Origin of the sequence: Methylobacter sp. Wu1, assembly GCF_036553575.1 — a bacterium.
GTDB lineage: Bacteria > Pseudomonadota > Gammaproteobacteria > Methylococcales > Methylomonadaceae > Methylobacter.
In genome coordinates, this window is the sequence record NZ_JAZHOC010000073.1 from 88,078 (window position 1) to 100,673 (window position 12,596).

The window sequence follows — 12,596 nt, forward strand, 5'->3', positions numbered from 1 at the left end:
TTATTCTCCAAACAATGCTGCCAGGGCTTCGATCCTGACCAGCTCCGGCCGGTCCTGATAAACCCCGCTCATGGCCTGCTCAGGCTGCATGCCGCGCACAAATAAGTAACGGACGCCGCCGAAGTGACGCTCATAACTGTAATCCGGCAGGCGTTTTTGCAGATAGCGGTGCAGCACCACGGTATAAATCCAGTATTGCAGCCCATAATTATGCTCGAGCATGGCCCGGGCCAAAGTTTCATTCTCATAATCGGCAAGGCTGTTGGTCTTGTAGTCCATGATGTAATAAAGGCCGTCATGCTCGCAGACCAGGTCGATAAAACCGGTCAGATAGCCGCACATCTGCTTGCTGTTCAACGGCTGAAAAATCGGCGTATCGAGAAGAATCTTGTTGATCCGGCTGACATCGACCGGCTGCATGGACAGATAGAACGGCATCTCTTTCAGGCAGCGGCTTTCTTTCAGGTTCATCAAACAGAAAGACGCATCCGTATCGGACAGCGGCGTCATGACGACGGCTTGCAGCAACTCATCAATCAGCTCCGGCGTTTCCAGCCTGAGGCCGTAACGCTGGCAAGCCTGATTGCGCAATTTCGAGATATCCTTGCGCCGGGCCAGATCGGCAAACGCTACATTCTCCAGCAACGCGTGTACGACATTGCCGGTATGCGCGCCGCGCGGCAATGCCAGCTTGTCCTTTTCGGGCTCCAACCGCTGCGCCTCACCGGCTTTGTCTTCAGGCAACTCGGGCGCATCGTGCAGGCTTAAATTCGACAGGGCCGTATAACTGCTCATTTGCCAGCTCGTATATAACGGCCTTTTCCGTTTTTTGGGAAGCAAATCGCACGGCGCAAACCGCCGCTGATAACTGCCGACTGTCAAGCATGGCAGTTCCAGTAATCGATAGTCAAACGAGCTCGACTGGCATAAGGCGACAAATTTTGCCTGCTGCGCGGCAAAGTCGGCATCGGCAAAATCCAGCAGCCAGGCCATGGCCGAATCATTGGCGGCCCTCTCAGTCCTGACATCGGCCCAGGCGATGTAGCAGCGCGATTTGGCCCGCGTCACGGCCACGTAAAACACGCGCAGATCCTCGGCCAGCTCTTCGGCCAGCGCCAGCGCCTTGCGCCGTTCGAAATCCTTCGAGCCCAGATCGACGGTCGCTCGGCCGCTGTCATGGCATTTGATCAGCCGCGTTTCGCTGTTCAACCGGCCGCTGCGTTGCCACAGATAAGGGCAGAAAATAACCGAATACTCCAGCCCCTTGGAGCGGTGCATGGTGATGATTTTGACCGCCTCCTCGTCGCTTTCGAGCCGCAACTGCTGATCGTCGGCGCTGCTTTTGTCCTGCTCCGCCTTGGCAATGGCCGCTTGCAGCCAATCCAGCGTTTTATTGATGCCCAGATGCTCGTCGACGGCGGCCTGCTGCACCAGCTCGATCAGATGATGCAGATTGGTCAGACGCCTCTCGGCCATGACCGTGGCGGACAGATGCGTCCGGATGGCCTCCTGCGCCAGCAGATGCTGCATCATGACCATCAGGCCTTTTTGCTGCCAGTCCTGGTAATAGCCCAGAAAACGCGCCATGCGCGCATCCAGCTCCGTCTCGCTGTTGACCAGCTCATAAAGCGCCCGGCCGTCCAGGCCGAACCAGTTCAAGGCCAGCGCCTGCTTGAGCAGGGCCATTTCGCCCGGATGCGCCACAGCCTGCAACAACACATATAAATCCAGGGCTTCCTGTGAGGCAAAAACAGATTCGGTGCTGTTCAATACCGACGGCACGCCCACACTGCGCAACGCCGCCTGGTAGTCACGGGCCTGCGTATTGGTCCGCACCAGAATCGCGATATCCCTGGGTTCGAGCTTTCCGGCCATAACATCGTCATTGATTTTCCTGGCCAGCGTATAATCGCCGCTCAGCAATTGCAGAATTTCATTGACGGCCGCGTTTCTGATCTCGTCGGCCGCCTTGCCGGCGGTCCAGTAGCCCGATTTGGCATCGCTTGGCGGCAACTGCCACAACACCATCGGCGCGAGCGCGCGGTCGGCCTGATACAGCGTCCGTTCAGCCGCCGGCACGGCCGCCGCTACGGCATTAAACGTCAGATCCTGGAGCAGAAATGCCCGCTCGCGCTTGAACAACGTGTTTACGGCATCGACCAGCTCGGGGTGCGAACGCCAGTTCTTACCCAGCGTGAACTGATGCCGAGCCTGTTTTTGCGCCGCCAGATAGGAGTAAATATCGGCGCCGCGGAATTTGTAGATCGCCTGCTTGGGATCGCCGATCAGATACAGGTAATGATCAGGCGATGCAAACAGCGACGAGAAAATAAACCATTGGTCCTGATCGGTATCCTGGAATTCATCGATCAACGCGACTTTGAAGCGTTGCCGGAGTTCGGCGATCAGCAGTTCGCCCTTGTCGCCGCGCAGGGCTTCCGACAGGCGCGTGATCAGATCATCGAACGACATGACGTTCATCTGCCGCAGCCGCTTGTCCAGTTCCAGGTGCAAGGTTTCCAGCAGGCTCCGGCGCAAAGCCAAGGTAATAGCGCCCTGCGCTTCGGCCAGCGCATCGAAAGGCGCGGTATCGATCGCCAGATCAGCCAGATAGCCGGCCTTCTTATCGCCTCTTAGCTTGCGGCCGTCCAGCCCTTCCATGAGCCCGTCTTCGGTCAGAACAGCCAGAGTCTCGGCATCGGGCAGCTGCGCCGTCCTGCCGTGCAGCCAATCGCTGAGCGCCTGGATATGCTGTTCAAAGCTGTCGCAATAACTCGGCTTGAACTTGCCGTCGGCAAAGCTGTTCCTCAGCGACTCTACACAAGCATCCAGCGCTTCCCTGACTGAGGCCGCCAACTGCCTTAATTCGGCCAACTGGCTGTCCAGACAAGAGCCTGGAGGATAAACATCGACATGGGCCGGAATGAAATCGACGCTGGCCAGCAGCTCGTGCGGGGTTTTATAGTCCGCCGTCAGCACCGAAACCTCCCAGGCCGAGCGGTTATAAATCTGCCGTCGCCAGAAATCGTCCGCGCAGGCTTGCTTGATGTCGGCCAGATCGCTGGTCAACTCGGCATCGAACAGCTGCCCGCTTTCCAGCGCATGCTCTTTCAAGATGCGCTGGCAGAAACTATGGATCGTGAAGATGCCGGCCTGATCGATATCCAGCAATGCCCGTTCCAGGCGCTGTCTAACCAGTTCAGGCTCTATGTCGAGATTATCCAGCCACGCGACCACATTGCTGTCCACGTCATCAAGGCGTCCGTCCAGCACCCGTTTGGCTTCGGCCAGCCTGGCCCGCACACGCGATTTCAGCTCCTCAGTCGCCGCCTTGGTAAAGGTCACGACCAGCAACTCCTCGATCTTCATGTCCTGCTCGACGACAAAACGCAGCACCAGCATGGCGATGGCATAGGTCTTGCCGGTCCCGGCGCTGGCTTCTATCAGATTGACGCCTTTGAGCAGTTCGGTTTGCACCGGGTTGAAATCATGCATTTTCATTATCCGATAATCACTGGCCATGCGTTGCTGCCCAGACATCCTGCAGCAGCGCCTGGCATTGCCGCTCGAACGATTCGCCCAGCACCCGCGCTATATCGTCGGCATTGCGGTAAAGCCTTCTGAGCTCCGGCTCATACGGCTGTTCAACGGCTCGGGCCAGCTGCTCCATGGCGGTATCGAGCGCCGACTTCGTTGCGCGGCTGCCGGCATTGAGCTTATGCGCCTGCCTGACATAGGCCAGCGCCGGCTCGACAAAGAACGCATCGGGCTGCTGCTGGCCCAGCCGGTAAATCTCTATCAGTTCGGGCAGGTATTCGGGCTGGCAATGCTCGGGCAGAAACAGCAGATCTTCATCGGTGCTGAACAGACAGGTCGCCTGCGGCTCCAGGCGGTTGATGACCAGATGATGCAGCCAGGCGTTGATGAAGTCCTTGCCTTTCAGATCGGCGTAACGATAGAACAGGCTGCCGTTTTGATAGCGGTTGCCCAATTTGCCGATCAGGCGATAGCTGCCGACTTTGATGTCGACGGGCAGATCGTCCAATGCCGGGCCCAGATTTTTCTGCTCGATGCGCTGGACGAATTCGGCGATCAATTTCTGCTGCCGTTCAAACTCGAGCTCGCCCGGACTGCCGGCCAGCCAGCGGCCCTGTGCCTGCAGTTTTTTCAGCGATATGGAAGTACCGCTTAGCTGCTGCCGTATCCAACCATGATGGATGGCGTAGCCGTCCAGTTTGCCGATCTCAAAGGGTTCGCGCTCTTCGGCCTTGGCCTCCATGCCGCCAAAGCGCAGATCCAGCTGCTGCCGCAGGAAATAGCGCTGCGGATGCAGGAAGAAGGCAAACAATTCGCTCAGATCAATGCGTTCATTGGCTTCGATCTCGATAGCGCCCTGCCACCATAATTGCGGCTCCTGCCTGGTCGCCGACAGGGCCTTGGCCGTTGCGCAATCCGTCGCCGAAAAGCTGAACAGTTCCGATACTCCGTCGAAATAGCGCGGGCTGAACGGCTGCAAGGGATGCCTGATTACCAGCCCGGTCAGACCGTAACTGTCCTCGAGCACGTCGAGCAGTTCGCTGATGATGACGGACGGCGGAATGGCATCGTTCTGGCTGATCGACTGGCCGATATAGGTCATGATCAGGCGCTGGCGCGTCGACAGCAGGATTTCCAGAAACTGATAGCGGTCATCAGCCCTTCGCGAGCGGTCGCCCTTGCGGAAATGCCGGCCGAGCAGATCGAAAGTCGGGGCGCGGTCGACTTTGGGGAATTCGCCGTCATTCATGCCCAGCAGCGCAATGACCTTGAAAGGAATCGAGCGCATAGGCAGCATCGAGCAGAACGTCAACTGGCCGCGCAAAAAGCCGTGCGAGGATTTGCGCTCGGAAATCGTGCCTTCCAGCCAGCTGATAATGACTTGCAGTTCGACATCGTCATTATGGACGGCCGCCACATCGGCCGATAATTCGATCAGCAGCTCGTTAAGCTGCTGGCGCTCAACCGTATCGGCGCCCTGCAGCAGCTGATCGGCATAATAATAAAGCTGCGCGCTCCAGGCTTTCAGCGTTTTAGCCTGCTTCAGTTCCGAGCTGGCCTGAAACGCCAGCTGCATGAATTCGCACAGGCCGCCCAACGCCTGCGCCGATGAGCCTTCGATATCGCAGTAAGGCAGCACTTCATCGATGAAATCGTCATCGCTGCCGACCGCATAGCCCATTAATAACCGGTCCAGCGCCGCCTGCCAGGTGTTGCCGCCCAGCTCGGGCAATCCCAACTCCCGCCGGTGGCTGGCCGACTTGCCCCAGCGCACTTCCGTGGCGCGCACCCAATGCTTTATCAGCTCCAGATCGGTCTCGGACAGGCTGAAGCCCGAATAGACCGCCGGCTGTTCCAGCAGGTCCAGCACGCTTTGCCAGCCGAAACGGCTCTGGCTCAAGCTCAGGAAGCGGATAAAGGCTTCCAGGGCATTATTGCTCACGCGCAGGCTGCGGTCGGCGATGGCGTGCTGAATGTCGTCGAAGACGGCGGCGATGAACGGCTCATAGGCTTGAATGTCGGGGGCCATGACCACGATATCGCGCAGTTCCAGCGTCGGGTCCTGTTCCAGCGCCAGCAGCAGCTCGTTTCTCAGGACCTCGACCTCGCGCATACGCGAATGGCAGGCATGGATACGGATCGAGTCGTCTTTCTGCAGCGCCCGCTTTTCCGGCGCATTATTCAGGATATCGTTCTGCAACTGCTGCAGATTTGAGTGGACTTCGTTCAGCTCAAAGCTGGCCGGCTCGAAATCGAACTGCACCTGTTCCAGAATCATGTCCTGGAGCTCGCGGCCCTGCTGACCCAGCGTTGACAGCAACGGGTGCCCGGTGAACGTTTCCGCTCCGACGCGCTGACGCCTGCTTTCGATATCGGCCCAATACTCCCGTGCCGGATTCAGCAGAAAGAAATGCACATCGCAATGCCTGGATAGCGCCTGCAGATAGCTCAGGAACAAAGGCGGCATGGTATTGACGCCGAACACGGACACGCGCTCGGGCACGGCATCGCCGAAAGCGCCTTCCCCGGCTTTGTTCAAACGCTCGATCACATCCAGCCACAGCGAACCGCGGTGCCTGACGCCGATCTGACCGGTGACGAGCAGCCAGAGCGCCCGCTGCCATCGCTCGGTTTCGGATTGGTAAAGCAGTTGCCCCTGGTGCCAGAGTTCCAGCATGTCGGGCCGCATCATCTGATACTGGTCGAAAATCTGCGCCAGCTGCTGCGCCAGCTGATAACGCTTGACGGCAAGATTCTCGCCGGTCAGATACTGCTTTAACGCCTTGAATTCATGCCCAAAGGAATCTTCTTGTAATCGCCGCAGCAGAGCCTCAAACCGCCAGAGCATGACATTCCGCTCGAAAACCGTATCATTGAGCGACAGGTTGACCTTTTGGGCCAAGGAGCTGAAAAAGCGGTTCGGAAACAGAAACTCATAGTTGCCCCAGACCTTGAATTCAGTCGCCAGCTGCTGCGATAACCAGCGTTCCATGCCCTGGCTCTGGATCAGAAAAACTTCCTTGGCAAAAGGCGATGACAGCGGCGCGTTTCCGATCACGGCGCTCAGATGCGCCATCAGATTCTCGGTTTTATTGGAGCTGTGCAGGATGAACATGGGAATTTTTACCAGTCATGAATCCCGGCCATTATACACAGACTGAGCCATATTCTGACTGTAAAACCGCCTTGCCATCGACGCAATCAGATGGTGGTCTTTCGCGTAAGGCTTGACGCAGCAGATCTCATCGAATCTGCCCGACTTGACTCATCCTGCCGGTCTAGGGAAACCGGCCATAATGGCAACCGGCGAGGATGAGTAAAATGAATTCTGAGTGTTGCAGGACAACAAAATTTGCCCGCGCATCAGCTTAAGATATAAAACCACGAAGAACACAAAGAAAAACTTCGTGTTCTTCGTGCTTAATTGACCTGCATTTTATAAGCCGAACAGCCGGCTAATCTTTCAAATTAACCAGCCCCTCGAGCAGAAGGCGTACTTTCTGTTGAATGATGCGCGTGTTTTCAGGCCCCATGCGCAGCATTTGCTTGTGCACGGGACTGGCGTTTTCCAGCTCGCTGTCGGCGTATTTGTAAAGCACCCCGGGCTGTACAAGGGGAATCGGCGCGTCTATGACTGGCGCCGCCAGGATTTCCGCCCCGGCCTTGGCAAGGATGTCTTCCAGCTTGTATTCCGCAGGATAGCCGAACTCGGCAAAGACCTGTACGAATAGCGGCCTGAATTTCTTGTAAACGGCCAGCGCCGCCTCGACGTCCAGCGCATTGATCGCCGCCGCCAGCTTGTCATAGCGCTGATAGCTTTGCCGGCTCATGAACAGGTTCGCATCGGGAGCAAACCGCTCGCCTGGCTTGAGGAAACGCATATGCTTTTCAAGCCGCAAGCCCTGCGAGAAATCGTTGGCGATCGTGACATATTTTCTGATCAGCTGGTCGGTATTGAGCCATTCGGCAAGCCCCGGCGAAATCCTGATCATGTCCTCGCGTATCTGTCCGTCGCTATTGGCAAGATCCGGCAGGATAACCCCTTTTCCCTGTTGGGACTCTTCGGCAATGTCCGGCACGATGTCGGCATCGGGCGCCTCCATATCCGGCCCTGTCGGAATCGGCGCCTTTTGCGTATCTGTCTTGGTATCGGAAACCGGCGGCAGCGCCAAAGGTTGCGTTTGCGTTTGCGGCTCAGTAATATCGGCAGGTTGCTGCAGATTGAAATAAAACCAGCCCATGCCTACAGCGATAATCAAAACAAGCACCAGCCAGATCAGAATGTTGCTGGATTTTTTTGGTTTAGTTTGGCCGTATCGCCCCATAGTTAAGACCTTCTTTCAGTTGTGGGTTAGAATAATTGACAATTTTTTTAAAGTGCCCAAGAAGTCAGAATCGTGTATCAACAATACTTTCATTTCAGTGAATTACCGTTCTCGATAGCGCCTGATCCGCACTTCATGTTCATGAGCGCGCGCCATCAGGAAGGTCTGGCGCACCTGCTTTACGGCATCAACATGGGCGGCGGTTTCGTGGCCCTGACCGGCGAAGTCGGCACCGGCAAAACCACGCTGTGCCGCTGCCTGCTGCAGCAGTTGCCCGCCAATGTCGATATCGCCTTGATCTTAAACCCAAAACTCAATGCCGTCGAATTATTGGCCACGATCTGTGACGAGCTGAGCATCGGCTACGACAAAAACCGGCAAACGCTGAAAGACTTCATCGACAAGATCAATCAATACCTGCTCACCGCCTATGCCAACGGCAGGCGCACCGTATTGCTGATCGATGAAGCCCAGAACCTGAGCCTGGAAGTTCTGGAGCAGGTCCGGCTGCTGACCAACTTGGAAACCAGCAAGACCAAGCTGCTGCAAATCATTCTGGTCGGCCAGCCCGAACTGAAGCAGTTGCTGAGCCAGAAGGACTTGCGCCAGCTCAACCAGCGCATTACAGCCCGTTATCATTTACTGCCGCTGTCGCTTGATGAAACACGGGCCTATATTCATCATCGCCTGGCCGTCTGCAACGGCAACCCCGACCTTTTCAAGGACCGCGCCGTTCGCAAAATCTATCAATTTTCCTCAGGTATTCCCAGGCTCATCAATATTCTCTGCGATCGCGCCTTGCTCGGCGCCTACGCGACCAATGCCCATGCCATTACGCCCGACATCATTGCGCGGGCGGCCCAGGAGACGCTGGCGCTCGAAAGCCCTCATCGCCAAGCTAAAAAAGCAGCGATAGCGCTGGCGCTTTTCAGCAGCATTGCCGCAGGCATTTATTTTTTCAGCCAGCATCAACCTGCAGACCATCAGGTCAAGCTCGTATTATCAGGCCAATCTCCGGCGCCGGCTTCAAAGCCGGCCATAAAAAGCCCGCAACCGGCGCCCAAACCTGAACCTGTTGCGCCGAAAGCCGAAATGAAGACTTTTAACGCCTGGCTTGAAGATCCGGCGCTGTCGCTGAACTCAGCCATGATCCAGGCGCTCAAAGCCTGGAAAAAAGCCGTGCCGACCGATAACCGGGCCGATTGCCATTATATGGAAACGGTGGGCCTTCGCTGTCTGTTCGACAAGGCCAACTGGAAGGATATACTGGAACTTGACCGCCCTGCTATTTTGGAGTTCTCGTTAGCCAACGAGCAAAAACGCTATGCATTGCTGACCGGTGTCCACAAGGGCCAGCCGGTCATCCGCTTTAATGACGATTTGACGTTTCCGCTGGCCGATGTACTGAGCCTATGGGACGGCTATTATCTGATGCTCTGGCAGCCGCCGCGTCCGGATATGGCGGACATCGTCCCGCAGCATACGTCGGCCAACGTGCTCTGGCTTCGCCAGCAGTTAAGCACCGTAACGGGAACCCGCACCAGTGTTAATGAGCCGATGTTCTTTGATGAGGCGCTTAAAAAGCAGGTGATTGACTTTCAGCGCCTGCATCATTTGACGGCTGACGGCATAGCGGGTGCCCGCACCCTGATTCACCTGGACAACAGCATCGGCGCCAAAGACTCGCCACACTTGGAGATCATGGATTAATATGTCTTATATCTTGAATGCACTGCGAAAATCAGAGCGGGAACGGCAGGCCATCGAACCCGATACAGTAGCGAATAGAATCCTTATTCCCCAGCCGCCGCAACATCAGCGCTCCACCAAACTGATCGCCGCACTGATCATAAGCAACCTGATTATTCTGGCTTATTTCCTCTGGTTCACGCAAAAAACACAACCTGTCGCCACCCTGCCGCCAGCCGATACGCAGTCCGCTGCGCCTATAGTTAAGCCGTCCGTAGCACCGCCGGCTGAAATAATGACGCCCAAGCCCGAAGCCAGACTGCCTGAACCTAAAAACGCATCGATTGCCGAAATCATCGAAGCCAGAACTGTGCCGGCCTCTCAGCCTCCGGCCAAGCCTGTTGTCGCCAACAAACCAGCCATTGAGCCTGTTAAACCGGCGGTTGCGCCGCCGAGGCCGGCCCCGCAAAAAGCCGAACCGGTCAAAAACGCAGTCATTAAACCTGAGCCGTTGCCTGCCATAACCGATAAACCGGCGCCTGTAAAACCGATCGAGCCCATCGTGGCTGCTGTTGCAAAACCGGCCCCGGCCGCGCTGCCGGCAAAGGACGACCTGCCTTTCTTGAATGAGCTGCCTGCCGAATTCCGTCGCACGGTGCCTAAGCTGCCTATCAATGTCTTTGTCTATTCACCGGCGCCTGCCGAACGTTTTGTCATGATCGACATGGTCAAATATACGCCGGGCCAACTCATCAAAGACCAGCTGGAGCTCAAGGATATACGGCCCGACAGCCTTGTCGTCAGTTACGACAATCGCCTGTTCAAAATCAAGCGTCCTTAAGACTTAACGCCTGTTTCGGATGCGCCTTTCTCTGGCGCCTCCAACAATGCATACTGCAAGGTACGGATTCATTCGCACCTGAACCGCCCTGCCTCAGGCTTTGGCAGCCCTTTCAAGTAAAGCCCTGTTAAAGCCTCTGTCACAAAACTTTAAACAAACCTTCATTTCTTTGTCACAAAAGAGTTTTAGTCTTTGCCCCGAAGGCAGGAATTAATTCAAAAGGAAAATCCGCGATCGTTCGGCTCTACGCCGACCGCGGCCGACTTTTGCAAAACGCCGAGAGGACAAGAAAATGAAACTGCTCTATTCGATACATAAGTACGATGTGTTCATGCTTATCTGGCTGATTAATGTCAAAATGCACGGCTCATTGGCAAAATTCAGCCGGTACGTTTCAAAGACCGGCGATGGGCCGCTGTATCTGTTGATCGCCGGGTTGCTGTATTGGCGACAAGGTATTGAAAGTCCTCTGCTCCAGGCTATTTTGCTGGGCTTCCTGCTCGAGAGGCCAATCTATTTCATACTCAAGAACAGCCTCAAACGCAACCGTCCGGCTGCCGCACTGCAAAACTTCCGTAGCGTCATCACGCCGTCCGATCAATTCAGCTTCCCGTCCGGCCATACTTCGGCTGCCTTCATGATGGCGACGCTGATCGGCTATTTTTTTCCCGCTCTCATGATTCCGCTTTATTGCTGGGCGGCACTGATTGGTTTCTCGCGCGTCGTGCTAGGCGTTCACTTCCCGACCGACACGCTGGTCGGCGCCATGCTGGGCATCAGCACGGCGCTTTTCAGTCTGGGGCAAATTATTCCATGAGAATTTTCTATGGGGTACAGGGCACCGGTAACGGCCACATCACTCGCGCACGCGTCATGGCGAAGGAACTTTATGCGGCCGGCATGGAGGTTAGTTTTCAGTTTACCGGCCGTCCTGCCGATAAATATTTCGAAATGGCGATATTCAACGACTATCAGGTGCGTACCGGCCTGACCTTTAATACCGACAAGGGCCAGGTCAATTACCTGAAGACCGCTTGCAAAGCCAAACCGCTGACTTTCATCAAGGACGTCGCTTCACTGGATTTGAGCGCTTACGACCTGGTGATCAGCGATTTTGAGCCGGTTACCGCCTGGGCGGCAAAAAAACAAAAAAAGACCGTTTTGGGTATCGGCCATCAATATGCGTTCAACCACAAAATCCCCAAAGCGGGTTCCAACCCTATCGCCAAAGAGATCCTAAAATATTTCGCGCCGGCCGATGTCGGCGTCGGCCTGCATTGGCACCATTTTGATCAACCCATTCTGCCTCCCATCATCGACACGACCGGGACGCCCGCCAATACCATCAAGAATAAAATTATTGTTTATCTGCCTTTTGAAGACCAGCGCGAAGTCATCAGGCTATTGTCGCCTTTCAAACAGTTTATCTTTCATGTCTATGCGCCGGAAACCGTGCAGTCTGAATTCGACCATATCACCTGCCATCCGCTCTCCCGCGAAGGCTTTCAGAAGAATTTACAGGATTGCGCCGGCATCATCAGCAATGCCGGCTTTGAACTCGCCAGCGAATCGCTGAGGCTGGGCAAAAAGATTCTGGCGAAACCGCTGCACGCGCAAATGGAGCAGATCTCCAATGCCGCCGCCTTGCAGCAGCTGGGCTACGGCTATGTCATGAACGATATGGACCCGGCGGTAATTGAGCGCTGGCTGCATGATGATCATGCCGTCCAGGTCACTTATCCCAATACCGCCAGGATACTGGTTCAATGGATTCAGGACGGCATGCCGGAAATGAACAAGGCCTTTGTCGATGCCGTCTGGAACAAGGTGGAAGTGCTGCAGACTCAATTGAGATAAAGCCTGCCTGATTTCAATCGCTTCGTTTCAGCTACTTAACGATCAGGCTGTTATTGACCATTTTAACGCCGCTTACCGCTCTCGCCCGCTCAACTGCTTTGTTAGCGGCTTTTTCGGAATCGACAAAACCGCTCAGTTGTACGACCCCTTTAAATGTCTTCACGTTAATATCCAGCACTTCCAGGCTTGGATCATTGAATATGGCCGTTTTTACTTTGGTCGTAAGCACAGAATCGTCAAGATATTCGCCGGTACTTTCATGCCTTCTGCTTCCCGCACAGCCGGCAAGCGACAACACCAATAATACAACTGATAAAAAACGTATTATCAAACTGAATTGATTCATC

The 12,596-nt window shown here is 55.5% G+C and carries 8 protein-coding genes; 4 read left to right on the plus strand and 4 right to left on the minus strand.

Annotated elements, in window-relative coordinates:
* From recB to V2P20_RS16155, 3 genes are all read right to left on the minus strand, one after another.
* The gene (gene recB, locus V2P20_RS16145; protein WP_331820082.1) at nt 1-3,495 is read right to left on the minus strand and encodes an exodeoxyribonuclease V subunit beta; all 3,495 of its coding nucleotides are present in this window, start codon (nt 3,493-3,495) and stop codon (nt 1-3) included.
* 16 nt (nt 3,496-3,511) lie between these two features.
* Nucleotides 3,512-6,652, minus strand: a complete 3,141-nt coding sequence (gene recC / locus V2P20_RS16150) for an exodeoxyribonuclease V subunit gamma (RefSeq protein WP_331820084.1) — start codon at nt 6,650-6,652, stop codon at nt 3,512-3,514.
* Nucleotides 6,653-6,992: 340 nt separating this feature from the next.
* Entirely contained in the window at nt 6,993-7,862 is an 870-nt protein-coding gene (locus V2P20_RS16155; protein WP_331820086.1) for a DUF3014 domain-containing protein, read from the minus strand.
* 72 nt (nt 7,863-7,934) lie between these two features.
* On the opposite strand from V2P20_RS16155, the gene V2P20_RS16160 reads away from it, so the two are divergent.
* The 4 genes from V2P20_RS16160 (at nt 7,935) to V2P20_RS16175 (ending at nt 12,249) form a co-directional block, all read left to right on the plus strand.
* On the plus strand, nt 7,935-9,572 hold the full coding sequence (locus tag V2P20_RS16160) for an AAA family ATPase (protein WP_331820088.1): 1,638 nt from the start codon (nt 7,935-7,937) through the stop codon (nt 9,570-9,572).
* Between the two features lies 1 nt (nt 9,573).
* Nucleotides 9,574-10,392 (plus strand): general secretion pathway protein GspB, encoded by an 819-nt coding sequence (locus tag V2P20_RS16165; RefSeq protein ID WP_331820090.1) that lies wholly within the window; start codon nt 9,574-9,576, stop codon nt 10,390-10,392.
* 292 nt (nt 10,393-10,684) lie between these two features.
* Nucleotides 10,685-11,209, plus strand: coding sequence for a phosphatase PAP2 family protein (locus V2P20_RS16170; protein ID WP_331820092.1), 525 nt, complete (start codon nt 10,685-10,687; stop codon nt 11,207-11,209).
* Nucleotides 11,206-12,249 carry an MJ1255/VC2487 family glycosyltransferase gene (locus V2P20_RS16175; RefSeq protein ID WP_331820094.1) on the plus strand — a complete coding sequence of 348 codons (1,044 nt, stop codon included), beginning with the start codon at nt 11,206-11,208 and terminating at the stop codon, nt 12,247-12,249. Before V2P20_RS16170 ends, V2P20_RS16175 begins: the two co-directional genes overlap by 4 nt.
* A 31-nt stretch (nt 12,250-12,280) precedes the next feature.
* On the opposite strand, the gene V2P20_RS16180 is transcribed toward V2P20_RS16175, so the two are convergent.
* A complete protein-coding gene (locus V2P20_RS16180; protein ID WP_331820172.1) occupies nt 12,281-12,595 on the minus strand; it encodes a BON domain-containing protein in 315 nt (104 codons plus the stop codon).
* Nucleotide 12,596 lies beyond the last annotated feature (1 nt).

Bases quoted from the DNA above. Each gene is read 5' to 3' on its own strand.
- recB (WP_331820082.1), bottom strand. From the start codon at position 3,495: ATGCATGATTTCAACCCGGTGCAAACCGAACTGCTCAAAGGCGTCAAT.
- recC (WP_331820084.1), bottom strand. From the start codon at position 6,652: ATGTTCATCCTGCACAGCTCCAATAAAACCGAGAATCTGATGGCGCAT.
- V2P20_RS16155 (WP_331820086.1), bottom strand. From the start codon at position 7,862: ATGGGGCGATACGGCCAAACTAAACCAAAAAAATCCAGCAACATTCTG.
- V2P20_RS16165 (WP_331820090.1), top strand. From the start codon at position 9,574: ATGTCTTATATCTTGAATGCACTGCGAAAATCAGAGCGGGAACGGCAG.
- V2P20_RS16170 (WP_331820092.1), top strand. From the start codon at position 10,685: ATGAAACTGCTCTATTCGATACATAAGTACGATGTGTTCATGCTTATC.
- V2P20_RS16175 (WP_331820094.1), top strand. From the start codon at position 11,206: ATGAGAATTTTCTATGGGGTACAGGGCACCGGTAACGGCCACATCACT.
- V2P20_RS16180 (WP_331820172.1), bottom strand. From the start codon at position 12,595: ATGAATCAATTCAGTTTGATAATACGTTTTTTATCAGTTGTATTATTG.